The following is a 24,590-nucleotide window of genomic DNA, read 5'->3' on the forward strand; positions in this document are numbered from 1 at the left end:
TATGAGTGATCAAGCAGCAAGTTTGCGCCAGTGGGCTGCGCAGCGGCAAGACCAATCGCAAGACCAGCAGCAAGCGGTGAGTGAACAGGTGAGTCCATCTAATGAGCCGAAACTCAACGGGCAGCAAGTGGTGGTGCTCGGCTTGCCTAGTTTGCATGAGCAACATGCCTTAGCGGCATTAGAGGTCTTTCAACGCTGGGCTGCGGCTGGTAAAAAATGGGTGGGTGATCCGAGTCAATGGCGGGTGATACCCGTTGCATCAGATTATCCTGAGATGACTAGGTTGGTGGGCACTTACCAACGCTGGGCGCTCTGGGTCAATGATGATTTGGATAGTTTCGCACGGGCATATCGAGCCTTGAAAGCCATGCACCAGGCGGGTGCGCCGAAGCAAATTCTTGCATTACACCAAGCAAGCTTGGCGCGGCGAGGTTTACTGGCTAACTTACAAGATGTCGCCAAACGCTACTTTAATATTGAATTATTAGTCTTGTCGTCTTAATTTGGTGCAATAAAACAGGACCCTAACGCATGTATACGGCTGCAGGAAAAATCAACAAACAGAGCTTGATAGAGCAATACTATCCGCTGGTGCGCAAACAAGCCTTTAGCTTGAAGGTGCGGTTGCCGGCGAGTATCGATGTGGACGATCTTATCCAAGCTGGCGTTGAAGGCCTGTTAAGTTGTGTCGAGCGTTTTGATGCTGAGGCAGGTGTGGCGTTTTCAACCTATGCCCATCAACGTATTCGTGGCGCCATGATTGATGAGCTGCGGAGTCGCGATTGGTTGCCGCGCAGTGTGCGCCGCAGCGGACGAGAACTTGAACAGACGATACGCAAGCTAGAACAGCAGTTGGGTCGCAGCCCCGAAGAGCGCGAAATTGCAGCAGCCTTAGATATGTCTTTGAGCGATTATCAACAGCTGTTATTGGATACCAATAACGGGCTTATCATGTCTTACGACGATATGTTGGAGGATAGCTCTCACACCGAGTCTGCGGAAAATCCAGCCAGCCAGCCCGAGAATCTCTTTGGTGATGCCGAACTCAAAGGACTCTTGCTGCAGGCTATAGAAGCCTTACCCGAGCGTGAGCAGTTGGTGATGACGCTTTACTACCAAGAAGAACTCAATCTTAAAGAAATTGGTGCGGTGCTTGATGTCACCGAATCTCGAGTGAGTCAATTGCATAGCCAAGCGATTAAACGTATTCGCGCGCGACTTGGGCAATATAACTAGTTTCTGCTATACCTCTTGAAGTTGTTATCGCAATAAGAACTATAATAAAACAAGGACAACCCTATGAATGCTATCAAACTAGAATTGCGCTGGGCCGTTATCTTTACTCTAGCGATGTGGGGGTGGATGCTGATCGAGCGATTGTTCGGATTGCATAGCACACGTATAGAAGAACATGCGATTTATACGAATGTGTTCGCGATTGTAGCAATAACCATCTATGTGCTGGCGCTACGGGATAAGCGAGATCGTGTTTTTGGAGGCTTGATTAGTTGGGGGCAAGCATTTAAATGCGGCCTATTAATCAGTGTTTTTGTCGCCTTATTAACGCCACTATCGCAATGGGTTATCCATACCCTGATTAGTCCGCATTTCTTCACTAATATGGCAGACTATGCGGTGCAGAACGGACTCATGGAGGCCACGGCTGCGGCCCAATATTTCTCATTGCAAAGCTACATGTTGCAAGCCGTGCTTGGGGCCTTTGTGATGGGGGTTCTCACCTCGTTGGTGGTGGCATTTTTTGTTCGTAGAACGCCGCAATCCCCAGCTACTAAGTAAGCTTGGTTGAGGGTAAAGAACACGCAAAGAAAGCTTTATTGTCAGGATGCATGTGCTACTTTCATTGTAAAGAAAGCTAGTAAGCTATGTTTGGTTTTGAATCAGCATTAAAAGGAACCTTGTATGAAAAAGCTTATATTAGTGGTAGCCATGTCGTCCCTAGTGGCTACCGGTTGTGCCAATATGACCAACGCGCAAAAAGGCGCAGCAATCGGCGCTGTAGCAGGTGCCGTATTAGGTAAAGGCACGGGCGACCATGATAAAAGTCGGTATGCATGGGGTGCTGTCGTAGGCGCTATCGCCGGTGGCGCGATAGGTAACTATATGGACCAGCAAGAAGAGGAGTTTCGCCAAGAGCTAGCAGGTAGCGGTGTTGAAGTTATCCGTGATGGTGACAATATTCGCCTACAATTACCTAGCGCCATAACCTTTGCTACCGATAGCACAGTGGTCAGCGAAGGTTTTTATCCGGTTCTTAATGATGTTGCTAAGGTGTTGAATAAATACAACAAAACCACCATGATTGTGGAAGGTCACACGGATAGCACCGGGGCTGCCGAATATAATCAAACCCTCAGTGTGAACCGTGCAAATGCTGTACGTAATCATTTAGTAGGTCAAGCAGTAGATAGTCGCCGAGTTACGACAGTTGGGTATGGTGAAACCATGCCAGTTGCAGATAACAATACTCAGTCTGGGCGGCAGTTAAACCGTCGCGTCGAGTTACGAATTGTGCCAAATCAAGCTTAGCGCTTAAGCGCATTGGCAACGCTAGTTATTAACCATCAAAAAACCCGCCTTATAAAGGCGGGTTTTTATTTATAAAACCAATTAATTATGCTTGCTGCCGTGACGAATCGACTAGCAGCGCAATCGCACCATCGCCAGTAACATTACAAGCAGTGCCGAAGCTATCTTGGGCCATATAAAGGGCAATCATAAGAGCAATGGCGGTCTCGCCAAAACCCAGCATAGATCCCAGCAAACCAACCGCCGACATCACGGCACCTCCTGGTACTCCTGGCGCAGCCAACATCACCACGCCTAGCATCAAAATGAATGGCAGTATGGTAAGAAATGACGGAATAGCGAGTGCGCTATGTAAATACATTACCGCAAGAGTACAGCTAACAATGGTGATTGTTGAACCTGCCAAATGCACCGTCGCGCACAAAGGCACGGCGAAGTTGGCCACGTCATCATTAACCTTATTGTTTTTCACGCTCTGCAAGGTGACCGGAATAGTCGCAGCGCTAGACATGGTACCAAGCGCAGTAAAGTAGGCTGGCAACATGTTTTTGATAAGCGCAAAAGGATTACGCCCTGATTTCACGGCGGCAAGGGTGTAAATCGCAGTGATATAAACCCAGTGCAGTGCAACTGCCAGTAGCAAGATGACACCAAAGGTTTTGAGTGTGGCGAAAACAGTGCCGGCAGCGGCCATTTCTGCGAATACGCCAGCAATATAGATCGGCAATAAAGGAATGATCACCTTGCCTAACAGCAACTCGATGATGTCACGGCCTTGGTCACTTAGTTGTTTTAAATTTTCAGCCTTGGTGCTTGCAATCCCTAACCCAAATATAAAGGCCAGGACCAATGCTGTCATAACCCCAAATACGGGTGGCATATCTAAGGTAAGAAAAGGTTCCAGTGCGTTAACGTCAGTTTTGTTAGCACTCTTAGCGGCAGTTGTTAAGAAAGGCACCACAATGCTGGCCACAAAATAAGCGACAATGCCGGCGATGATTGTGGATAAATAGGCGATACCAAGGGTGCGGCCGAGTAGTTTTCCAGAGTTTTGTGGTAATCCAGCGATACCACTTGTAATAAAAAAGAGTATCAGCAGCGGAATGGTAAAAAATAACAGCTGACCAAAAATAGCTTTGAAGGTTAGTAGTAGCTGTGTCATCCAATCGGGGGTGTAGAGGCCAATAAGTGTACCTGCAACAATCCCTAGAATGAGTTTGATTATAAGACCCATGATGTTCTCTCGTTATTATAAAAATGTGTCGTGATGACTTATCTATGCAGCGGCATTATCGCAAATAAAGTCACTAAGGGGGAAAAGTTTTAGTTCAGCAGCTAGGGCCTTGCGATTGATGTCGCGTCATGAACTGGCGCATAGAGATTAAAGAATGTCGCCGGCTATCCGATAACTTCTGTATAGCATCATTGAGTTCCTACTTTTACCTATGGAATATGGCAAGGACAGGTATGTCGATAATTAATACCAATATTCTTTCGCAGAAAGGTCAAGCCCATTTATGGCAAGCGAAATCAACGGTGGCAGTCGCTCTTGAACGACTGTCGTCGGGGCTAAGAATTAACCATGCCAAAGATGATGCTGCCGGTGCTGCGATAGCTAATCGCTTTAGTAGTCAAACGCGCGGTTTACAGCAAGCGTCTCGTAATGCTCAAGATGCCATTTCGTTGAGTCAAACAGCCCTTGGTGTGCTTGATAGTATCAATGAGCGCCTGCAACGAATTCGTGAGCTCAGTGTGCAAGGTTTAAGTGATAACTTAAATAAACAAGACAAAGATACGGTTCAGGCAGAAATTAATCAGCATTTAAAAGAAATCGACCGCCTCGCCGAAAAGACCAACTTCAACGGATTAAAGCTCCTTAACGGCGGTGCAAACAGAATCAGCATGCAAGTGGGGGCTAACGACCAACAAACGCTGCAGCTTGATCTGACCGGCCCAGGGTTCTCAACTGATGCGCTAGGCTTGGCCGGATTTAACATCGCTGGTCCACCAACAACCATTACTGAGCGCAATCAGTTAACCGGTGTAGCTCAGCACATTGGCTTGTATGATGCAGCTACAACGCTGAGCGCAGATGGGGTGAATCTGCCGCTGTTCTACAATCCAAGTGTGGGCTATTACGCTAGTGACGGTGCTGAGGGGTTTGTCCGGTTAAATGTTGCGGCGACCCATACTACCGCCACGGATACTAGCTCGGTGACGATCACGCCAGCTTATGACTTATTTAATCCTACGCTGAATGCAGGAAGTAACGATTTGCCAGCGCTTAACCCTAATGAGCGCCTGCTAGAAGCGGATGGCACCTTTTACATTGAGTCTCGCAACGCCGATGATAGTTTGAGTTACCGTGAGGCCAATACCTTGCTGCAATACGAAGAAGACTGGGCGACGGGGTATGACATCGATGGTAACCCCTACACCTATAAAGTGTATCCGGCACAAAGCGGTTATGCTCCATCGAATCCGGAAATGGGGAGCTACACGGCGGTTGAAAATGACTTTACTATTGCTGGTATCGATTACAACCTAGCTGCAGCCGCAAACGTTAGTTTTGTGAGCGAAAGTGGTAACTCGTTACCCTCTGCGGCATTAGTGCAAGCAGATAGCACCAGCGAGTTCTATATTCAAAGTGGTAGCGGGAGTGACATGCGTTATCAACGCGTAGCCGCTATTGAACAAACCGATCGTTTACGCCTGGATGCAGTAGCAAGCGCCACCACCCTGACTGGGTCGGAGACCTTTGTCGCAGTGAGTGATAGCTTTAATTTTGCTGGTAATGACTACGCCTTAACCGCGGTTGATGAAGTGATTCTTAATTATCCTGGGGCCGTTCTTGTAGAAGACACAGCTAGCGGCGATTTGTATCTGCAAGCAGCAGATAATAGCTATTACGCGTTGAGTAATGTAAGTGAAGAGTACGACTTAGCGTTGACGGCGGCTAGCCAAAGCTTTACTGGTGTTGATTTGGCCAGCGCAGCGAGCGTTTCAAGCTGGGCGACACCCGCTACGGATTTTACTGCATTTGCGAACGTAGAATTTAGTGGTGCAGACTTTTCCGGATTATCAAACCTCACTCTCGTGCAACGAAATGATGGGTTGGGGCAATGGGTGATTCGTGGCGAGCAAGCCGATGGTAGCAGCGCCTACTTTAACGCGAATGTTGACCTCGAGTTTGATGGGCAACAGCAACTGAGCGCAGTGCGAGCGGATGCAACCCAAACTACTCCTCTGGTTTTAGGTGCAACAGCTCAGCAGCAGGACCGTGTATCTGGTTATTCTGAAATCCTTATCGATACCCGCAATGTAAGCGTGAATTATACCGATCTTGAAGGACAAACCTATACGGATGTGTTGCGGCAAAGTGACGATGGTAATTACTTTTTTCAACTACCGAGTTCAAGTACTGACTTTAGCGGCTATAAAACAGCGACTTTGGTCGACTTAGATAGTACCGGAGAGGTTGTAATACGGACTAAAAATGGTGGCAGTGAGGTGGTTTTTTACTATCCAAGTAATGTCTCAGCGGGTGTTAATTATAGTGTTACAGCCATCACCGATGCCGATGGCTTTGTCGATGATGGGGTGGCGCATACTCAATTGAATATTCGTGAAATGGGTGAAGACTTCCGTTTGCGTCAACCACCCAACCCATTAGCAGCTTTGGATAGAGCTATTGGTATGGTTGATGCCAAGCGCAGTTACTTGGGGGCGATGGAAAACCGGTTGAGTGCAGCTATTGATCATAATGCAGGGATGGTAACCAATCTAAGTGCTGCCAAAAGTAGGATTATGGATGCAAATTATGCGGTGGAAACTTCTCGATTAGCCAAAGCACAGATAATCAACCAAGCCGCACAAAGTGTATTAGCCCAAGCCAACGCTGTTCCTGAAACGGTTTTGGCCTTGTTGAATAGCTAAGTACTGGCGGTAGATGGTCGTTTTATTTCCCGATACAGAAACTACTAAAAATTTTGCCTAGTAGATCATCAGAGGTGAATTCGCCAGTGATTTCATTCAGATGCTGCTGGGTTAGACGTAACTCTTCAGCGAGCAACTCGCCCGCTAAATTTAGTTCTAACTGTTCTTGCCCTATCAGCAGGTGGTCACGGGCGCGTTCTAAGGCGTCTAAATGGCGTCTACGAGCCATAAAACTACCTTCACTGGTAGCTTGATAGCCCACACAGTGTTTAAGGTGCTCACGCAGCAATTCAACGCCATGCCCAGTTTTAGCCGAAAGATGGAGCACTGGAATACCACCAATATCCTCTAAAGCTACCGGTTCTTGGTTGAGGTCTACTTTGTTGCGAATCACTGTGTAAGGTAAGTCGTCAGGTAATTGAGCGAAAAACTCCGGCCAAATGTCAGCAGGATGTACAGCGTTTGTTTCGGTAGCATCAACCATAAACAGGACGCGGTCAGCGCCGCGTATTTCGTCCCAGGCTCGGGCAATGCCAATTTGCTCAACTTCATCAGGGCTTTCGCGTAAGCCTGCGGTGTCGATGATATGAAGTGGCATGCCGTCAATTTGAATATGTTCGCGTAAAACGTCTCGGGTGGTGCCAGCGATTGCTGTCACTATGGCAGATTCACGCCCCGCCAAAGCATTCAAGAGCGACGATTTACCGGCGTTGGGGCGACCTGCAATCACCACCTTCATGCCTTCGCGTAACAAGGAGCCTTGCTTGGCTTGCACCATCACTTGTTGGAGCCGGTCAATGATGGCTTCTAAATCGCCAGAAACTTTGCCGTCGCTTAGAAAATCAATTTCTTCTTCAGGAAAATCAATGGCAGCTTCGACGTACATTCGCAAGTGAATAACTTGGTCAACGAGCTGATCAATTTCATGCGAGAAACCACCTTGTAAGCTCTGTAAAGCCGCTTTGGCAGCTTGTTCTGAGGTGGTATCAATCAAATCAGCAATAGCTTCGGCTTGAGTTAAATCTAACTTATCGTTTAGGAATGCGCGCTCGCTGAATTCGCCGGGGCGAGCGGGGCGAACATCCGGAAAGTCTAGAATGGCCTTAATGATCATGTCGATCAGGATCGGACCGCCATGGCCTTGCAACTCCAGCACATCTTCGCCGGTAAAAGAATGAGGACCTTGAAAGAATAGGGCAATCCCCTCATCAAGGAGATTGCCGGATAAATCTTTAAATGGCAGGTATTCAGCTTTACGCGCTACCGGGCAGTGACCCAGGATACGTTCAGCCACCACACGTGCAGCGGGTCCGCTCACGCGAACGATACCAACACCGCCACGCCCTGGGGGCGTGGCCTGAGCAACAATGGTGTCGTTAGCCAAATGAAAGCTCATGAATTATTTCTTCTTCTTACGTTCCATCATGCCTTTCTTCTCAAGGCCGCGGTAAATCCACTGCATCTGACCAATAGTGATCAAGTTGCTGCTTAGCCAGTACAGAACTAAGCCTGATGGGAACCACAGGAAGAAGACAGTGAAAATCAATGGCATAAACTGCAGTAGTTTTTGCTGCATCGGATCGGTAGCAGGGGTCGGTTGTAACCGCTGCATGAAGAACATAGATGCACCCATCAAAATCGGTAGAATAAAGAACGGGTCTTTTGCAGAAAGATCTGAAATCCACAGGAACAACGGTGCATGGCGTAATTCAACGCTTTCCAACAGAACCCAATACAAGGCTAAGAAGATTGGGAGTTGCAGTAACATCGGCAAACAACCACCGAGAGGATTTACTTTCTCTTCTTTGTACATCTTCATCATGGCTTGCGACATTTTTTGACGGTCGTCGCCGTAGCGCTCACGTAATGCCTGCATTTTGGGCTGAATCATGCGCATTTTAGCCATAGACACGTATTGTGCTTTGGTTAGCGGATAGAGCACCAGCTTAATCACCACGGTGACGGCGATGATAGACAAGCCCCAGTTAATCAAGAAGCTTTGCAAGAACTGCAGTAACTTAAAGATGGGCTGAGCTAGCCACCATAAGAAGCCATAATCTACGGTGAGGTTAAGGTCTTCTGCAACCAACTCCATAGCGTCTTGGTCTTTAGGACCCATAAACAAAGTTGATTTGATTTCGGCAGTGGCACCTGGAGCAACCACCGTGGTTGGGTACATCATGCCCATGATGGCCTGGTCACCACCAATAACTCGAGAAAACAATGTTTTGGTGCCTTCAGCACGAGGAATCCAAGCAGACACGAAATAATGCTCTAACATCGCAATCCAACCTTTTTCGGTTGAGCGATTCAAGCGTTGGTCACGCATATCATCAAAGGCATATTTTTCGTAGCGATCTTCATCCCAAGAATAAGCACCACCGCGATAGGTTGGCATCATCATATTGCCAGAACCTTCAGTGATCACCTGCTTGAGCTGAGCATAATACTGCATTTGCTTGTGCTCGGTGCCAGCGTTACGGATGCTGTAAATCACGTCAACGGCATACGAACCAGCGGTAAAGACGAAGGTTTTAGTTAAGCTTGAGCCATCTTCTAGGGTTAAATGAAGAGGAACCCGTAACTCATCGCCTTGCATTTCAAAAGAGGTCTGTTCCACGTGGAACGTCGGGCGGCCAGCGGCGGAGTCGGTGCCATCAGTACCCACTAAACCAGATTGAGCAATATAGAGGTTATTGGCTTCTGCGTGGAGCAACTCAAAACGTTCGGTAGAGTCTTGGGTACGAGCAAACTTCAAGAGTTGTGCGTTGACCACATCACCACCTAGGGTATCGATGCGAATATCAAGAACATCTGTTGTTACGGTCACCCACTGGCTGCGTTGTGCGTTTGCAGTAGCTGGCATATCTGCGTTAGTCGCATTAGGTACACTGCTGCTAGTTACGCCTGTGTCAGTACGGGCTTCTGGAATTCCAGAATCTAGTGATTGAGTTTGTTCAGTACCGGCAATTTTCTCAGTGCCGGGAGCGGTATCAATCAGCCAATTTTGGTAGAGAAAAAAACTCACAACCAAAAAAGCAATAAACAAGATAGAACGTGGCGAATTCATAATTAGTGCTTCGTCTCTGTTTTACTTTGATGTTCTTGGTCCGGTACAGGTTCAGTTCCTGGCACCGGGTCGAATCCACCGGGATGGCCCGGATGGCATTTTATAATGCGTTTACTGGCAAGCCAGAAGCCACGCATCATACCATGGTTTTGGATAGCTTCTATGGCGTACTGTGAACAGGTTGGGGTAAATCGACATCTGGGGCCGATTAACGGACTAATTATCAGCTGGTAGAGTCTGATAAAGCCGATAGGTATTGCTCGCAACGCTTGCTTAAAGTTCGCCATAAATAATCCAGACGTTGTTGTAGGTCTTCGCTTGAAAGGTCTACGACACCGTTTTTCGCTATAACGATAATATCGAATGCCGGTATTTTATGCTGTTTTAGCCGAAAATTCTCGCGAATCTTGCGTTTAATGCGATTTCGATCAACTGCACGCTTTGCTTTTTTCTTGGAGATAGTAACGCCAAGGCGTGGATGATCAGAATAATTGGGAACAGCGAGCACGGTAAGCTCAGCCGTAACGGCTTTCACCGGAGGGGAGTTAAATACAGTTTGGAAGTGCGCGGGAGTTAGTAGTCGTAACTCCCGCCCGTAATGATAGTTCTGCTTCAATTAAGCAGTCAGAACTTTACGGCCTTTGGCACGACGGCGAGCCAAAACTTGGCGGCCATTTTTCGTTGCCATACGAGCACGGAAACCGTGAGTGCGCTTGCGCTTCAATACGCTTGGTTGAAATGTTCTTTTCATGACGTTAATTCCGTATTCGAGTTACCTAAAAATTTAGAGCGCGAATTCTAACGGTTAAAAGGATCAAAGTCAACGTAAAAAGCTATCCACAAACCTGAGTTGAGAATGATTCTGATTGTGGATAAAGATGCGACAAGTGCCTAGTTATTTTACCGCAAACGCTAGCGATCTGCGGGGCTTTTCAGTACAATCAAATTCATTATTCGGTGACTGAACAACCAATAAATACAGAGGATCGAGATGATCCGTGGGCAGTCAAATCTAGACCATAACTATAAAAGCAAAATAATGGAGTCAGGTGTGAATAAATCGCTTTGGCAACAATGTGCGGAACGATTACAAAGCGAATTAACAGCGCAGCACTTCAATACCTGGATCCGTCCCCTTCAGGCAGAAATAGCAGATGACACCTTAACCTTGTATGCACCTAATATGTATGTGGTGGATTGGGTTAAAGATAAGTATCTAAACCTCATCAATGATTACCTAGGCGAGTTAGCAGCAGAGCAAGAGGGCAAGGCACCACACGTTGCTTTTACGGTAGGCAGCATTCAGCAAGCGGCGGCTCCGTCAGCAGCCCCGGTAGCACCCACCCCGCAAGCTGCTCCAGCTCGCAAGCCTGCGATGCGGCATACACCATGGACCACTGAAAGTACGCCAGCGCCTGCATTTGAGTGCAATATTGTGCCGGAGTATACCTTTGATAATTTCGTTGAAGGTAAATCAAACCAATTAGCCCTAGCTGCAGCACAACAAGTTGCTGAAAATCCCGGTGGTGTTTATAACCCGCTATTTATTTATGGCGGTACGGGTTTAGGTAAAACTCACTTATTGCATGCGGTGGGTAACGGCATCATGGCGCATAAGAAAGACGCTAAGGTGTTTTATATGCGGGCTGAGCGATTTGTGCAGGATATGGTTAATGCGATTCGAAACAGCACCATCGATGAATTTAAACGTTATTATCGCTCCGTTGATGCATTGATGATTGATGACATTCACTTCTTTGCCAACAAGAAAGGGTCTCAAGAGGAATTCTTTCATACTTTCAATGCGTTACTTGAAGGTAATCAGCAAATCATCATGACCAGCGACCTGTACCCGAAAGAAATTGAAGGGGTAGAAGACCGATTGCGCTCACGTTTTGGATGGGGCCTAACGATTGCAATTGAGCCGCCGGAATTAGAAACGCGGGTGGCGATTCTTATCCGTAAAGCACAAGAACGAGGCATTACCTTACCTCATGAAGTTGCATTTTTTATCGCTAAACGTTTACGTTCAAACGTGCGGGAATTAGAAGGTGCACTCAACCGGTTAGCGGCTAACGTGAATTTAACGGGCCGTCAGATAACCATAGATTTTGTTCGTGAGGCCTTACGCGACTTGATTGCGGCGCAAGAAAAGTTGGTAACCATAGATAATATCCAGAAAACTGTGGCAGAGTATTATCACGTCAAAATTGCGGATTTGCTCTCGAAGCGACGGAGCCGTTCAGTAACGCGGCCACGGCAGATGGCCATGGCGCTGGCGAAAGAATTAACCAACCATAGTTTGCCAGAAATTGGCGATGCCTTTGGTGGGCGAGATCACACAACAGTTTTACACGCGTGTCGAAAAATTAAATCACTAAAAGACACGCAGAATGATATAAAAGAAGACTACAGAAACTTAATCCGTACGTTGTCGGCATAATTGGTACCGCAGCGTTTGGGATAAACACAACAGGGGAATGTGGGGATGAAATTTTCCATCAATCGCGATGCTTTTCTCAAGCCACTTCAGGTTGTAAGTGGCGCGGTAGAACGCCGTCATACAATTCCAATTTTGTCTAATGTGCTGATTCAAGTTCAGCCTGATGGCATTCGTTTGACCGGTACGGATCTTGAAGTAGAGCTGGTGTCGTCTTGTGCCATTGATGACGGTGAAGCGGGGCAAGTGACAGTGCCAGCCAAGAAGCTGGTCGATATTGTCCGAAGCCTACCAGAAGGTGCGCTCGTTCAGTTTAGCGCAGCAGCTGATAAAGCGATGATTCGCTCGGGTCGTAGTAAGTTTACCTTAGCAACATTGCCGGCTGAAGACTTCCCTAACATCGATGACTGGGATAGCGATATTCAGTTAGTGACGAGTCAGTCTACCTTGAAAGACTTGATGGAACGCACGAGCTTCTCTATGGCTAACCAAGATGTTCGGTATTATTTGAACGGTATGCTGTTTGAGACTGATGCAAATACGTTGCGTACTGTTGCAACAGACGGTCACCGCCTAGCGATGAGCAGTTGCTCCATTGGTCAACCTAATTTGGCAGCGCGCCAAGTTATAGTGCCACGAAAGGGTGTCACAGAGTTATTGCGTCTACTAGATGACGTTGATACTGAAGTGAAAGTCTTGATTGGCAACAATCATATTCGTGTTGAAACGAACGGCATTGGTTTTACCAGTAAACTCGTTGATGGGCGTTTCCCAGATTATCGTCGCGTGCTACCAAGTGGCGGTGATAAAGTTGTGGTCGCCGACCGCGATACACTTAAGCAAGCCTGTTCACGAGCGTCGATCTTGTCTAATGAAAAGTATCGAGGTGTTCGGGTTAATTTGAGTGCCGGCGAGATGTGCTTAACTGCGAACAACCCTGAACAAGAAACGGCTGAGGAAGTGATCGAAGTCGATTACCAAGGTGCTAGTCTGGAGATCGGTTTCAATGTCAGTTATTTAATTGACGTATTGAACACCATCCAGGGTAACCAGGTTAAGTTAACGCTTTCAGGTCCTGATGCCAGTGGTTTGGTTGAAGACAACGATGATGATTCGTCGTTGTATGTAGTTATGCCTATGCGCCTCTAAGGCGCATAGCAAGCTTGTTATGTATTTAGATACGTTAGCTATATCGCAGTTTAGAAATTTTGAAAGCGCGAAGATAAAGCCAGGAAAGACCATTAATATCATTTCCGGTCAAAACGGTAGCGGTAAGACAAGCTTGTTAGAATCGATTTATTGCTTAGGTTTTGGGCGCTCCTTTCGACACGGTACCTACAAGCAGTTAATTCGAAATGAGCAAGACCAGTTCGTGGTGTTTGCTAAGGTGGTCGAACAGACAGGCACATTGCATCAAGTAGGTTTTCAGCGCACCATGCAAGGCGATGTTCAACTGAAAATCGACCAGCAGCGCGAAAAGAAATTCTCTGCACTAGCGCGAATGGTGCCTGTGCAGTTAATGACACCAGAGAGTGTTGAACTGATTTTAGGTGGGCCTAAGTTACGACGTCAGTTTATCGATTGGGGAGTGTTCCACGTGGAACATTCGTTTTACCCAGACTGGATAAACTTCAGCAAGGTCCTTAAGCAACGTAATAGTTTGCTTAAAATGAAGCGGTTTGAAAGGGAAAGAGAATACTGGGATAAGCAGTTTGCTCACTATGGCGAGCAGGTGCATAGTTTTCGCCATGCTTATTTAGAAGCGTTTATCCCAGTGTTGTCTGAAAGACTAAAAGAGTTTTTGCCCAGTTATGATTTTAATTTTTCTTTGAGGTCTGGTTGGGATAAAGAACTAAGTCTCGCTGACGCATTGGTAAAGCATCAAGAGCAAGATATTCGATATGGTCACTCAACAGTGGGACCACATAAAGCCGAGATGCGTATGACGGCTAACGGCGAGGATGTAAAAAACATTCTATCGCGTGGCCAGTTGAAGCTGTTAGTAGCAGCCTTGAAGTTAGTACAAGGAGACTATCTTCATCAACGAACCGGTATTCAATGTATTTATTTAGTGGATGATATTACCGCTGAGTTAGATACGGAGAGCCAAGCAAAATTTTGTGGTGCACTGGTTGCATCCAACTCACAGGTTTTTGTATCTGCGATTGATGGAAGTGATATTCACGACCTATTAAAAAGTCCTGATACTAAAATGTTCCACGTGGAACATGGAACCGTTAAGGAACAATAGAGAAGCTAGTTATGGCAGAAAACAATTACGATTCGTCCAGTATTAAAGTCCTAAAAGGACTAGATGCAGTTCGCAAACGCCCGGGCATGTACATTGGTGACACTGATGACGGCACCGGCTTACATCATATGGTATTTGAAGTCGTCGACAACTCCATTGATGAAGCCTTAGCGGGATACTGCAAAGATATTCTTGTGACGATTCACTCTGATGGTTCGGTCTCTGTACGAGATGATGGTCGGGGTATTCCAGTCGATATTCACCCGGAAGAGGGTGTCTCTGCCGCACAAGTTATCATGACCGTCTTACACGCCGGTGGTAAATTCGATGATAACTCATATAAAGTGTCCGGTGGCTTGCATGGTGTTGGTGTATCTGTAGTAAACGCACTGTCAGATACGTTACGTTTGACCATCAAGCGCCAAGGCCATGTTTATGAGCAAACCTATAAACTAGGTGAGCCGGTAGAGCCTATGAAAGAAGTAGGTGACACTGATAAGACGGGTACTGAAATTCGCTTTTGGCCAAGCTCGACAATCTTCACGGATATCGAATTCCATTACGATATTTTAGCTAAGCGCTTACGCGAGCTATCTTTCTTAAACTCCGGCGTATCTATTATTCTGCAAGATGAGCGTAATGAACGCCGTGACCATTTTAAATACGAAGGTGGTATTGCTGCATTTGTTGCTTATTTGAATAAAAGCAAAACTCCAATTCATCAGAACGTATTTAACTTCACCCAAGAGCGTGAAGACGGTATTACTGTAGAAGTATCGATGCAATGGAATGATTCCTTCCAGGAGAACATCTACTGCTATACCAACAACATTCCACAACGTGATGGTGGTACCCACTTAGCTGGTTTCCGTGCTGCATTAACGCGAACCTTAAATAGCTACATGGAAAAAGAAGGACTGCACAAGAAGTTCAAAACCAACGCTACCGGTGACGACGCTCGTGAAGGCTTAACAGCTGTGGTGTCCGTTAAGGTTCCAGATCCTAAGTTCTCGTCACAGACCAAAGACAAACTAGTTTCATCTGAGGTGAAAACGGCAGTTGAACAGGCGATGAATGAACGCCTTGCAGACTATCTGTTGGAGCAGCCAAACGACGCCAAAATCATCGTAGGTAAAATCATTGATGCGGCACGAGCTCGTGAAGCAGCGCGTAAAGCACGTGAAATGACTCGCCGTAAAGGTGCATTAGATCTGGCAGGTTTACCAGGTAAGCTAGCAGACTGCCAAGAGAAAGACCCAGCACTTTCTGAACTTTATATTGTGGAGGGTGACTCTGCGGGTGGCTCAGCAAAACAGGGCCGTAACCGTAAGAACCAAGCCATTCTTCCTTTGAAGGGTAAAATCCTAAACGTTGAAAAAGCACGTTTTGATAAGATGCTATCCTCACAAGAAGTAGCTACCTTAATTACCGCGCTTGGTTGTGGTATTGGACGTGACGAATACAATCCAGATAAGACCCGTTATCACCGTATCATCATCATGACGGATGCTGACGTTGACGGTTCTCACATTCGGACGTTATTGCTAACGTTCTTCTACCGTCAAATGCCCGAGCTTATCGAGCGTGGTTACATGTACATCGCCCAACCACCACTTTATAAAGTGAAAAAGGGTAAGCAAGAGACGTACATTAAAGATGATCCAGGTCTGATTCAGTATCTTACCAGTCTTGCACTTGATGGCGCCTCACTGCATGTCACTAAAGACGCACCTGGCATTAGTGGTGCACATCTAGAGACGCTGGTGAATGACTATCAGTTGGTACAAAACAGCATTAAGTTACGGTTATCTCGTCGGTTGCCAGAAACCTTCTTGCAGCGTTTACTTTATGCTCCACGATTAACGGAGCAATTGCTGAAAAATCAAGAAGATATGCAAAGCTGGGCGGCAACACTCGAAGCTGACTTAACAACACGAGAAATCAACTCTGCTACCTATAAAGTTAGCGTTAAGCAAGATGAAGAGCGGGGCGTTTTCTTGCCAGTTGTTATCGTACGCATGCACGGTATTGATACTGAATACCCATTAACTTACGAGTTCTTGATGTCACGCGATTACGACCAACTTGTTTCCATTGGTGAGAAGATCAATGGATTAGTAGAGCCGGGTGGTTTTGTTCGTCGCGGTGAAAAAGAAAAGCCAGTAGATAACTTTGTTGATGCGGTTGAGTGGTTAATTGCGGAGTCTAAGCGCGGTATCTACATCCAGCGTTACAAAGGTCTTGGTGAGATGAACCCGGAGCAATTGTGGGAAACTACCATGGACCCAGAAACGCGACGCATGTTGCGGGTAACTATCGAGGATGCTATTGCGGCCGATCAGTTATTTACCACACTCATGGGTGATGATGTTGAGCCACGTCGTGCATTTATTGAAACCAATGCACTGCAGGTAGCAAACTTAGACGTGTAGTCTTTAACTGAGTCAAATAGGCATGAAAAAAGGGAGCGTTATACAACGCTCCCTTTTTATTTTGGAAACAAAAGAATCAAGCCAGTTATCAAGTAACTTAATTCTTTATGCGCCTAGTTTAGTTTAAAACGGAGATATCCGCAATTTGAAGAAACAGTTCGCGTAGCTGATTCAACAAGGCTTGTCGATTAGCCCGAATGTTTGCATCTTCGGCGTTTACCATAACTTCTTCAAAGAAGTTATCTACCGGTTGCTGCAAAGCAGCGAGTTCATTCAATGCTAAGCTGTAGTCATTGTTGCCCAATGCCACTGAGGCGGCTTGTGCTGCCGCTTTCATGGCTTGCGCCAATTGCTGCTCAGCTGCTTCTGTTAGGAGCTGCTCATCAACCTGATCAGGGATATCACCTTCTACTTTAGCTAGAATGTTGCTGACGCGTTTATTCGCTGCGGCTAGCGCATCAGCTGCTGGAAGCGAGCGGAAGGCACTGACTGCATGAACACGCTGATCAAAGTCTAGCGGCAAGGTAGGGCGGCGAGCTAACACGGCCTGAATGACGTCCACCGCTATCCCTTGATCTTGATAGAAGGCGCGGAAGCGGCCCATCAAAAACTCAAGCACATCGCTCTTCACGTCGGTGTTAGACAGTAAACCAGCAAAGCTATCAGAGGCGATATCGATCAGGGTGACCAAATCAAGCGTTAGTTTCTTCTCAACCAAAATACGCAGCAGGCCGATAGCACTACGGCGTAAGGCGAAGGGGTCGCGGTCGCCTTTCGGGATCTGGCCAATGCCAAAAATACCTACTAACGTATCTAGCTTATCGGCAAGTGCAACAGCGGCGCCTGCTGTTGAAGCAGGCAGCATATCGCCGGCAAAGCGGGGCAGATAATGCTCAAAAATCGCTTCTGGAACACCCTCAGCTTCGTTGTCGTGACGGGCATAATGCATTCCCATCACCCCTTGGGTTTCAGGGAATTCTAGCACCATCTGAGTGCCAAGGTCTGCCTTACACAGCAAGCCGGCACGTGCGGCTACAGCCGCGTCGGCTCCTAACAGCTTTGCGATCTGCTCAGCTACTGTTGCAATCCGCTCAGACTTATCTTTCACTGAACCAAGCTCTTTTTGGAACAGAATATTGGCAAGCCCGTCGACGCGGCTGTGCAGACTCACTTTTTTGTCAGTCTCAAAAAAGAACTGAGCATCGGCTAAGCGTGGACGCACCACCTTCTCGTTACCTAAAATAATCTGCTGCGGGTCTTTGCTTTCGATATTGGTGATAAAGATAAAGGCAGGCAATAAATGCCCCTCTTTATCGTGTAACGGGAAGTAGCGCTGATCGTCCTTCATGGTCACAATCAATGGCTCTTTCGGTACCGCTAGGAATTTTTCGTCGAACTGTGCAGAGAGCGCTACTGGCCACTCAACCAAAGCTGTCACTTCATCGATTAGGTCGTCATCTTGGATAACTTCGCCACCAAGCTCTGCAGCTAGCGTCGCAATAGCTTCTACGATACGTTGCCGACGTTTAGCAAAATCAGCAATAACCCAGGCTTGTTCAAGGGCTTGTTCGTAGTCACCAGCGTAGCTTAGGCTCGTACCTTGTGGGCAATGAAAACGATGGCCCAATAAGTGATTACTGCTTGCTACACCTAATACGTCACCAGCTATCAATTCATTCCCATAGAGCATGGTAACTGTATGTACCGGGCGAATAAATTGAGCGCTGCCGGCGCCCCAGCGCATCGGTTTAGGGATAGGAAGCTTCTTCAAGGCTTGGCGTACCAATTCTGGCAATACATCAGCCAGTGGTTGGCCTTTTACCGCTGCCTTATAGAGTAACCATTCACCTTTGTCAGTCACTAAACGTTCAGCTTCTGCGACGCTTATACCATTGCCTCGCGCCCAGCCTTCGGCGGCCTTAGTAGGCTGGCCTTGTTCATCAAAGGCGACATTTATCGCGGGGCCACGCTTTTCGACTACTTTATCTGCTTGAGTGGCGGTTAATTCATGAACCTGTACAGCTAACCGACGAGCTGAAGCGAAGCCGGTGACTGTAGCAAAGCTAAAGTCATGTTCGCTAAGTAACCCAGCAAGAGCATCGGTAAAGGCCTCGCTTAAACCCTTAAGCGCCTTTGGTGGCAACTCTTCAGTACCAATTTCTACTAATAAAATATCCCGTTGCACAGCTTATGCTCCTGGTTGGTTTGCTAGTGGAAACCCAAGCGCTTCGCGCGCTGCATAATAGGCTTCAGCACAGCCTTTGGCCATTGTCCTTACCCGCAGAATATAACGTTGGCGTTCGGTTACCGAAATCGCGTGGCGGGCGTCGAGTAGGTTAAATGCATGCGAGGCACGCATCACTTGTTCATAGGCTGGCAAGGGCAAATTGTGTTCTAACAAGTGCTGGCATTCTTTTTCACAGGCCTCAAACCGTGCGAATAGCACGTTAACATCGGCATGCTCGAAGTTATAAGTTGACTGCTCAACTTCGTTTTGATGAAACACATCACGATAGAAAATTTTACCGCGTGGGCCATCGGTCCAAACCAAATCGTAGATGCTATCCACCCCTTGGATGTACATAGCTAAGCGCTCAAGCCCGTAGGTGATTTCACCAGCAACTGGCTTACACTCTAGTCCACCAACTTGCTGGAAGTAGGTAAATTGAGTCACTTCCATACCATTAAGCCAAACTTCCCAGCCAAGCCCCCAAGCACCGAGTGTGGGTGATTCCCAGTTGTCTTCAACAAAGCGGATATCGTGCACTAGCGGATCAAAGCCAAGCATCTGTAGCGAACCCAAGTACAGTTCTTGTAGATTACTTGGTGAGGGCTTCATCAACACTTGAAATTGATAATAGTGTTGCAAACGGTTAGGGTTTTCACCGTAACGTCCATCGGTAGGGCGCCGACAAGGTTGCACGTAGGCAAAGCTAGCCGGCTCGGGGCCGACCGAGCGTAAAAAGGTCATCGGATGAAAGGTCCCCGCACCTACTTCCATATCTAACGGTTGAACCACCGCGCAGCCCTGTTGGGCCCAGTAATCTTGAAGGGCAAGAATAAGCCCTTGAAAGGTTTTTACATCGTAGCTAGCCATGCGATTCTCGTACTGTTTTTTGTGACGAATTAGCGTAAATTATACCCTGTGTTGTGCTTTGGTTACAGGACTGCATACAGGATACCATGCGAAATGACTGAAACAATTCAACGTTGTAGTTGGTGCGGTACTGCAGCTGATTACGTTGCCTACCATGATAATGTCTGGGCCCGCCCAGTTAGCGATAGCCAAGAGCTGTTTGAAAAGCTCTGTCTAGATGGTCAGCAAGCAGGCTTAAGTTGGCTTACGGTGCTGCGCAAGCAAGCTCATTACCAGCAAGCCTTCGCCAACTTTGACCCAGATGAAATTGTTAGCATGCCAGCAAGTTATCAACAGGAGCTCATGCACAATGCAGGTATTATCCGCAATCGTTTAAAGATAGAGGCTATCTTCAAAAATGCTCGAGCGTATATTCAATTACGTGATAGTGGCCAAGCATTCAATGAATTTTTGTGGCAATTTAGCGACGGACAGCCACGGATCTTCGCTAGAACCGGGGGAGATATTCCTACCCGCGATGAAATTTCTGATACTATGGCCAAGGCGCTTAAAAAAGCAGGTTTTAGCTTTGTTGGCACCACAATTTGTTACGCTTTTATGCAAGCCGTTGGTATGGTGAATGACCATCTCGTTGATTGTCATTGTTATCAGCCCACGTGTCAGCTAATGCGAGAATTTACCTTAACCAAATGAGTGAACCATGTTAGAAATCGTGCTCGCTGATTACAGCAACCCGAAACACCGCCAGGCGGTGTTAGATATGCTAGATGATTATGCGCAAGATCCTATGGGGGGTGGCGAGGCGCTACCAGAAGAAACGAAAGCAACCTTAATCGACGAGATGGCTAAGCGCGACCATGTGTTCTCGCTGTTGGCATTTCAGGATGATGAGCCAGTTGGATTAGCTAACTGTGTTGAAGGGTTTTCAACCTTTGCCGCCAAGCCGGTGATGAACATTCATGACATTGCTGTGATTAAAGCTTGTCGTGGTCAGGGCATTGCCAAACGCTTATTACAAGAAGTCGAAACGTTGGCGCAGTTTCGTGGTTGCTGCAAGCTCACCTTAGAAGTGCTGCAGGGTAATGAACCCGCTAAAATCGCCTATGAGAAGTTTGGCTTTAAGCCCTATCAGCTTGATGACGCCATGGGCAAAGCCGAGTTCTGGCAAAAGTATCTGTAGCCATCATGAGTGATGCAATAACGCCGACCGCGACGCTCGATGCTCTAGGTTTACGTTGTCCTGAGCCGGTGATGATGGTGCGGTTGCAAATCCGTAAACTCAACGTTGGCGATGTCCTCGAGATTATCGCCGACGATCCAGCAACTACCCGCGACATACCCAATTTTTGTCGCTTTATGGACCATGAGTTGGTGGCTGCCCAAACCGATACCTTACCGTACCGTTACCTGATTAAAAAAGCATAAAAAAAGCCGCTGCAAGATGGCCTTGCAGCGGCTTTTCGATCTTAACCTAGGTTAGTTAAGACGCTCGTATACAGTGGCAATGCCTTGGCCTAAACCAATACACATGGTTGCCACGCCAAGAGTCGCATCTTTACTTTCCATCAGGTTGATTAGGGTAGTAGAAATACGTGCCCCAGAGCAGCCTAATGGATGGCCTAGCGCAATAGCGCCGCCATTCAGGTTCACTTTTTCATCCATCACGTCTAACAAACCTAGACCTTTCAGTACGGGCAGTGATTGCGCTGCGAAAGCTTCATTCAGCTCCCACAAGTCAATATCCTGAACGCTTAAACCAGCTCGTTTCAGAGCTTTTTGCGTGGCTGGAACTGGACCATAACCCATAATCGAAGGATCGCAACCTGCAACCGCCATCGCACGAATGCGCACGCGCGGGGTCAGGCCGAGGGCTTTCGCTTTATCGGCTGACATGATTAAACAGGCAGCAGCACCATCAGATAGTGCTGATGACGTACCTGCTGTTACCGTGCCGTTAGCTGGGTCGAACACTGGACGTAACGCAGCAAGGCCTTCTACAGTGGTTTCTGGACGAATCACTTCGTCATCTTTAATCAAACGCAGAATGCCTTCGGCATCATGCCCTTCAATCGGCAGGATTTCGTTAGCGAAGCGGCCTTCAATCGTCGCAGCATGAGCGCGGGCATGAGAGCGAGCGCCAAAAGCGTCTTGTGCGGCACGGTCGATTTCAAACTTACGCGCTAACAACTCTGCAGTCATTCCCATGCTACCAGAAGCCCGAGCCACAGATTTATTCATGCCTGGATGAAAATCAATGCCGTGGGTCATAGGAACGTGGCCCATATGTTCAACACCACCGGCGATAAAGATCTCACCATCACCATGCATAATAGCTCGTGCCGCGTCATGGATGGCCTGCATTGAAGAACCACAGAGCCGGTTTACCGTAACCGCAGACACATGGTGCGGAATGCCGGCAATCAGGGCGGCATTTCGGGCGATGTTAAACCCTTGCTCTAAGGTTTGCTGTACGCAGCCCCAATAGATGTCTTCTAATTCATTAACATCCACTTGTGGGTTACGTTCTAACAAACCTTTCATCAGATGCGCAGACAAATCTTCTGCGCGTACGTTGCGAAACACTCCGCCTTTGGATCGACCCATTGGGGTGCGAATACAATCGACAATCACTACGTCTTTCATACAATTCCTCCGTTAGCTCTGCGCTAATGATTAACCGGCCAGATAAGATTTACCTGACTTGGCCATTTCGCGCAGGCCATCGGTTACTTGATACATTTCACCTAAGTGAGCATATTTATCAGCTAAGGCAATGAAGTTCTCTAAACCTACCGTTTCTAAATAACGGAACGGGCCGCCACGGAAAGGAGGGAAGCCTAGGCCATAGAGCAATGCCATGTCGCACTCTGCGGCCGAAGCTACAATGCCTTCTTCAAGGCAGCGTACGCATTCGTTCACCATAGGTACCATACAACGACCAATGATGTCGTCGGCGCTCAGTTGCTTGTCACCAATATTCAGCAGTTCGTAAACCTCAGGGGCTTGTTCTTTACTCGGGCGACCTTTTTTGTCGACGCCATAGTTATAGAAGCCTTTACCATTCTTCTGACCAAATCGCTCAGCCGCAGCTAGTTTTGCAATGGCGCTGCTGGCATCGCGTGGCATGCGGCTAGGGAAGCCATCCGCCATCACGAGCGTACAATGATCAGCGGTATCAATACCTACGACATCACTTAAGTAGGCAGGGCCCATCGGCCAGCCGAATTGGCGCTCCATAACTTTGTCGATACCAGCGAAATCAACGCCTTCATCGACCATGCCGGCAAAGCCTGCTAAGTATGGGAACAGTACTCGATTCACTAAGAAGCCAGGGCAATCATTGACCACGATGGCGGTTTTACCCATGCGCGCGGCATAGGCAACAACTGCAGCTACGGTTTCATCAGAGGTGTGCTCGCCACGAATCACTTCAACTAACGGCATTTTGTGCACTGGGTTAAAGAAGTGCATGCCGCAGAAGCGCGATGGGTCTTTCAGATTTTTAGCCAAACGGTCGATAGAAATGGTCGAGGTGTTCGATACTAAAATGGTATCGGCATCTACCACAGACTCCATTTGGGCAAGAACCTTACCTTTCACATCTGGGTTCTCAACCACGGCTTCAACGACGATGTCGACGCCCTTCACACTTTCATCAAGCAAGCTTGGGGTGATAGAGGAGAGCACCGCTGCCATTTTTTTATGGTCTAAACGGCCGCGCTCAACTAACTTGCCGAGGATTTTACTGGCTTCGCGCATACCTAAATCAAGCGCATCTTGGCGGATGTCTTTCATCACTACCGGAACGCCTTTATAGGCAGATTGATAGGCAATACCACCGCCCATAATTCCAGCACCTAATACCGCTGCTCGTTTGATTTCTTTAGTTGCCTGCTTCGCAGCTTTCTTGGCTTTACCCTTGACCAATTGGTCGGCTAGGAAAATACCTACTTGTGCTTTACAAGCGTCGGTTTGAGTTAAGCTAACAAAGGCTCGGTTTTCAGCATTTAAGGCTTCTTCACGGGTATGACGAGCGCCTTCTTCAATCGCGCGAATCGCAGCATGAGGCGCTGGATAGTGTTTGCCGGCCTGGGCTGCGACCATACCTTTGGCTGTCACCAAAGTCATAGTTAATTCAACATCGTTAGCCTTGAGGGCTTCGAGTTTTGGCTGACGTTTTTGTTGCCAGTTCAATTCACCCGCTGCAGCAGCTTTCGCCATGGTTAGGGCAGCTTCACGTAATTTCTCTGGGGCAACAACTGAATCTACCAAGCCAATTTTCAAGGCATCTTCAGGACGATTGTTCTTACCGGTGGTGATCAGCTCGAGGGCATTGTCCGGACCAATAATCCGTGGCAAACGCATGGTGCCACCAAACCCTGGGATGAGGCCCAGTTTTACTTCAGGTAAACCGATAGTAGCTGTGGTATCTACCACACGATAATCACAGGCTAGGGCTGCCTCGCAGCCGCCGCCTAAGGCAAAGCCTGTTACTGCGGCAACGGTTGGTACCGGCAGGTCTTCAAGCTGATCAAACACACGTGAAGCTTTCGCTACCCACACTTTGGTTTGTTCTACATCAGCGAAGAGCGTTAAAAACTCAGTAATATCGGCGCCAACGATAAAAGTAGATTTACTGCTAGTTACAATCACGCCACGCAATCCATCAGTACTGGCTAGTTGCGTAAGTGCTTGACTGAATTCTTCCAAGGTCTTCTGGTCGAACTTGTTAACTGAGCCGGCTGCAGCAAATTGTAACTCTGCAATTCCGTCTTCAACAAACTCAACCCGAATATTGTCACCCTGATAAATCATAA

22 protein-coding genes are annotated in these 24,590 nt (G+C 47.5%); 12 read left to right on the top strand and 10 right to left on the bottom strand.

Annotated features, from left to right (window positions below):
• Nucleotide 1 precedes the first annotated feature (1 nt).
• The 4 genes from ACQ661_RS05440 to ACQ661_RS05455 all read left to right on the top strand — a co-directional run bounded on the left by ACQ661_RS05440 (nt 2) and on the right by ACQ661_RS05455 (nt 2,547).
• A complete protein-coding gene (locus ACQ661_RS05440) occupies nt 2–502 on the top strand; it encodes a hypothetical protein (protein WP_431667859.1) in 501 nt (166 codons plus the stop codon).
• A gap of 29 nt (nt 503–531) precedes the next feature.
• A complete protein-coding gene (locus ACQ661_RS05445; protein WP_431667860.1) occupies nt 532–1,236 on the top strand; it encodes an RNA polymerase sigma factor FliA in 705 nt (234 codons plus the stop codon).
• A gap of 63 nt (nt 1,237–1,299) precedes the next feature.
• Nucleotides 1,300–1,797, top strand: a complete 498-nt coding sequence (locus tag ACQ661_RS05450) for a DUF4199 domain-containing protein (RefSeq protein ID WP_431667861.1) — start codon at nt 1,300–1,302, stop codon at nt 1,795–1,797.
• 123 nt (nt 1,798–1,920) lie between these two features.
• Nucleotides 1,921–2,547 carry an OmpA family protein gene (locus ACQ661_RS05455; RefSeq protein ID WP_431667862.1) on the top strand — a complete coding sequence of 209 codons (627 nt, stop codon included), beginning with the start codon at nt 1,921–1,923 and terminating at the stop codon, nt 2,545–2,547.
• Nucleotides 2,548–2,632: 85 nt separating this feature from the next.
• Here ACQ661_RS05455 and ACQ661_RS05460 read toward each other — a convergent pair whose 3' ends face one another.
• Nucleotides 2,633–3,781 (bottom strand): dicarboxylate/amino acid:cation symporter, encoded by a 1,149-nt coding sequence (locus ACQ661_RS05460; protein ID WP_431667863.1) that lies wholly within the window; start codon nt 3,779–3,781, stop codon nt 2,633–2,635.
• A gap of 233 nt (nt 3,782–4,014) precedes the next feature.
• Between ACQ661_RS05460 and ACQ661_RS05465 the strand changes: the two genes are divergently transcribed.
• Nucleotides 4,015–6,483: a flagellin gene (locus tag ACQ661_RS05465; RefSeq protein ID WP_431667864.1), complete on the top strand. Its 2,469-nt coding sequence runs from the start codon at nt 4,015–4,017 to the stop codon at nt 6,481–6,483.
• 22 nt (nt 6,484–6,505) lie between these two features.
• On the opposite strand, the gene mnmE is transcribed toward ACQ661_RS05465, so the two are convergent.
• Genes mnmE through rpmH form a run of 5 tightly spaced genes read right to left on the bottom strand, consistent with a single transcriptional unit; the run spans nt 6,506 to nt 10,304 of the window.
• A complete protein-coding gene (mnmE, locus tag ACQ661_RS05470) occupies nt 6,506–7,879 on the bottom strand; it encodes a tRNA uridine-5-carboxymethylaminomethyl(34) synthesis GTPase MnmE (RefSeq protein WP_313932772.1) in 1,374 nt (457 codons plus the stop codon).
• Between the two features lie 3 nt (nt 7,880–7,882).
• Entirely contained in the window at nt 7,883–9,553 is a 1,671-nt protein-coding gene (yidC, locus tag ACQ661_RS05475; RefSeq protein ID WP_153826543.1) for a membrane protein insertase YidC, read from the bottom strand.
• A 2-nt stretch (nt 9,554–9,555) separates the two neighbouring features.
• Nucleotides 9,556–9,840 (bottom strand): membrane protein insertion efficiency factor YidD, encoded by a 285-nt coding sequence (yidD, locus tag ACQ661_RS05480; RefSeq protein WP_110075716.1) that lies wholly within the window; start codon nt 9,838–9,840, stop codon nt 9,556–9,558.
• Entirely contained in the window at nt 9,777–10,169 is a 393-nt protein-coding gene (rnpA, locus tag ACQ661_RS05485; protein WP_110075715.1) for a ribonuclease P protein component, read from the bottom strand. Before rnpA ends, yidD begins: the two co-directional genes overlap by 64 nt.
• A complete protein-coding gene (gene rpmH / locus ACQ661_RS05490; RefSeq protein ID WP_110075714.1) occupies nt 10,170–10,304 on the bottom strand; it encodes a 50S ribosomal protein L34 in 135 nt (44 codons plus the stop codon). It abuts the gene before it with no gap.
• 300 nt (nt 10,305–10,604) lie between these two features.
• Between rpmH and dnaA the strand changes: the two genes are divergently transcribed.
• From dnaA to gyrB, 4 genes are read left to right on the top strand one after another with little or no spacing between them, the layout of a single operon-like run.
• Nucleotides 10,605–11,996, top strand: coding sequence for a chromosomal replication initiator protein DnaA (gene dnaA, locus ACQ661_RS05495; RefSeq protein WP_257119935.1), 1,392 nt, complete (start codon nt 10,605–10,607; stop codon nt 11,994–11,996).
• 45 nt (nt 11,997–12,041) lie between these two features.
• The gene (gene dnaN, locus ACQ661_RS05500) at nt 12,042–13,142 is read left to right on the top strand and encodes a DNA polymerase III subunit beta (RefSeq protein WP_431667866.1); all 1,101 of its coding nucleotides are present in this window, start codon (nt 12,042–12,044) and stop codon (nt 13,140–13,142) included.
• A gap of 19 nt (nt 13,143–13,161) precedes the next feature.
• Nucleotides 13,162–14,244, top strand: a complete 1,083-nt coding sequence (gene recF / locus ACQ661_RS05505) for a DNA replication/repair protein RecF (RefSeq protein WP_313932767.1) — start codon at nt 13,162–13,164, stop codon at nt 14,242–14,244.
• Nucleotides 14,245–14,255: 11 nt separating this feature from the next.
• The gene (gene gyrB, locus ACQ661_RS05510) at nt 14,256–16,676 is read left to right on the top strand and encodes a DNA topoisomerase (ATP-hydrolyzing) subunit B (RefSeq protein ID WP_153826547.1); all 2,421 of its coding nucleotides are present in this window, start codon (nt 14,256–14,258) and stop codon (nt 16,674–16,676) included.
• Nucleotides 16,677–16,794: 118 nt separating this feature from the next.
• Here gyrB and glyS read toward each other — a convergent pair whose 3' ends face one another.
• Nucleotides 16,795–18,861 (bottom strand): glycine--tRNA ligase subunit beta, encoded by a 2,067-nt coding sequence (glyS, locus tag ACQ661_RS05515; RefSeq protein WP_431667867.1) that lies wholly within the window; start codon nt 18,859–18,861, stop codon nt 16,795–16,797.
• 3 nt (nt 18,862–18,864) lie between these two features.
• Complete coding sequence (glyQ, locus tag ACQ661_RS05520) at nt 18,865–19,773, bottom strand: glycine--tRNA ligase subunit alpha (protein ID WP_110075708.1); 909 nt, start codon at nt 19,771–19,773, stop codon at nt 18,865–18,867.
• A 93-nt stretch (nt 19,774–19,866) separates the two neighbouring features.
• Between glyQ and ACQ661_RS05525 the strand changes: the two genes are divergently transcribed.
• The 3 genes from ACQ661_RS05525 to tusA are packed head-to-tail and all read left to right on the top strand — an operon-like array spanning nt 19,867 to nt 21,198.
• Nucleotides 19,867–20,466 (top strand): DNA-3-methyladenine glycosylase I, encoded by a 600-nt coding sequence (locus ACQ661_RS05525; protein ID WP_431667868.1) that lies wholly within the window; start codon nt 19,867–19,869, stop codon nt 20,464–20,466.
• Nucleotides 20,467–20,473: 7 nt separating this feature from the next.
• On the top strand, nt 20,474–20,953 hold the full coding sequence (locus ACQ661_RS05530) for a GNAT family N-acetyltransferase (RefSeq protein ID WP_110075706.1): 480 nt from the start codon (nt 20,474–20,476) through the stop codon (nt 20,951–20,953).
• A 5-nt stretch (nt 20,954–20,958) separates the two neighbouring features.
• On the top strand, nt 20,959–21,198 hold the full coding sequence (gene tusA / locus ACQ661_RS05535) for a sulfurtransferase TusA (protein WP_153826549.1): 240 nt from the start codon (nt 20,959–20,961) through the stop codon (nt 21,196–21,198).
• A gap of 51 nt (nt 21,199–21,249) precedes the next feature.
• On the opposite strand, the gene fadA is transcribed toward tusA, so the two are convergent.
• Nucleotides 21,250–22,416, bottom strand: a complete 1,167-nt coding sequence (gene fadA, locus ACQ661_RS05540; protein WP_110075704.1) for an acetyl-CoA C-acyltransferase FadA — start codon at nt 22,414–22,416, stop codon at nt 21,250–21,252.
• A gap of 30 nt (nt 22,417–22,446) precedes the next feature.
• A complete protein-coding gene (gene fadB / locus ACQ661_RS05545) occupies nt 22,447–24,588 on the bottom strand; it encodes a fatty acid oxidation complex subunit alpha FadB (RefSeq protein WP_153826550.1) in 2,142 nt (713 codons plus the stop codon).
• Nucleotides 24,589–24,590 lie beyond the last annotated feature (2 nt).

It is taken from the genome of Pseudidiomarina sp. WS423 (assembly GCF_050750165.1).
GTDB lineage: Bacteria > Pseudomonadota > Gammaproteobacteria > Enterobacterales > Alteromonadaceae > Pseudidiomarina > Pseudidiomarina fusca.

Excerpts from the sequence above, each read along its gene's own strand:
- ACQ661_RS05440 (WP_431667859.1), top strand. The coding sequence starts at position 2 with ATGAGTGATCAAGCAGCAAGTTTGCGCCAGTGGGCTGCGCAGCGGCAA.
- ACQ661_RS05445 (WP_431667860.1), top strand. The coding sequence starts at position 532 with ATGTATACGGCTGCAGGAAAAATCAACAAACAGAGCTTGATAGAGCAA.
- ACQ661_RS05450 (WP_431667861.1), top strand. The coding sequence starts at position 1,300 with ATGAATGCTATCAAACTAGAATTGCGCTGGGCCGTTATCTTTACTCTA.
- ACQ661_RS05455 (WP_431667862.1), top strand. The coding sequence starts at position 1,921 with ATGAAAAAGCTTATATTAGTGGTAGCCATGTCGTCCCTAGTGGCTACC.
- ACQ661_RS05460 (WP_431667863.1), bottom strand. The coding sequence starts at position 3,781 with ATGGGTCTTATAATCAAACTCATTCTAGGGATTGTTGCAGGTACACTT.
- ACQ661_RS05465 (WP_431667864.1), top strand. The coding sequence starts at position 4,015 with ATGTCGATAATTAATACCAATATTCTTTCGCAGAAAGGTCAAGCCCAT.
- mnmE (WP_313932772.1), bottom strand. The coding sequence starts at position 7,879 with ATGAGCTTTCATTTGGCTAACGACACCATTGTTGCTCAGGCCACGCCC.
- yidC (WP_153826543.1), bottom strand. The coding sequence starts at position 9,553 with ATGAATTCGCCACGTTCTATCTTGTTTATTGCTTTTTTGGTTGTGAGT.
- yidD (WP_110075716.1), bottom strand. The coding sequence starts at position 9,840 with ATGGCGAACTTTAAGCAAGCGTTGCGAGCAATACCTATCGGCTTTATC.
- rpmH (WP_110075714.1), bottom strand. The coding sequence starts at position 10,304 with ATGAAAAGAACATTTCAACCAAGCGTATTGAAGCGCAAGCGCACTCAC.
- dnaN (WP_431667866.1), top strand. The coding sequence starts at position 12,042 with ATGAAATTTTCCATCAATCGCGATGCTTTTCTCAAGCCACTTCAGGTT.
- recF (WP_313932767.1), top strand. The coding sequence starts at position 13,162 with ATGTATTTAGATACGTTAGCTATATCGCAGTTTAGAAATTTTGAAAGC.
- gyrB (WP_153826547.1), top strand. The coding sequence starts at position 14,256 with ATGGCAGAAAACAATTACGATTCGTCCAGTATTAAAGTCCTAAAAGGA.
- glyQ (WP_110075708.1), bottom strand. The coding sequence starts at position 19,773 with ATGGCTAGCTACGATGTAAAAACCTTTCAAGGGCTTATTCTTGCCCTT.
- ACQ661_RS05525 (WP_431667868.1), top strand. The coding sequence starts at position 19,867 with ATGACTGAAACAATTCAACGTTGTAGTTGGTGCGGTACTGCAGCTGAT.
- ACQ661_RS05530 (WP_110075706.1), top strand. The coding sequence starts at position 20,474 with ATGTTAGAAATCGTGCTCGCTGATTACAGCAACCCGAAACACCGCCAG.
- tusA (WP_153826549.1), top strand. The coding sequence starts at position 20,959 with ATGAGTGATGCAATAACGCCGACCGCGACGCTCGATGCTCTAGGTTTA.
- fadA (WP_110075704.1), bottom strand. The coding sequence starts at position 22,416 with ATGAAAGACGTAGTGATTGTCGATTGTATTCGCACCCCAATGGGTCGA.
- fadB (WP_153826550.1), bottom strand. The coding sequence starts at position 24,588 with ATGATTTATCAGGGTGACAATATTCGGGTTGAGTTTGTTGAAGACGGA.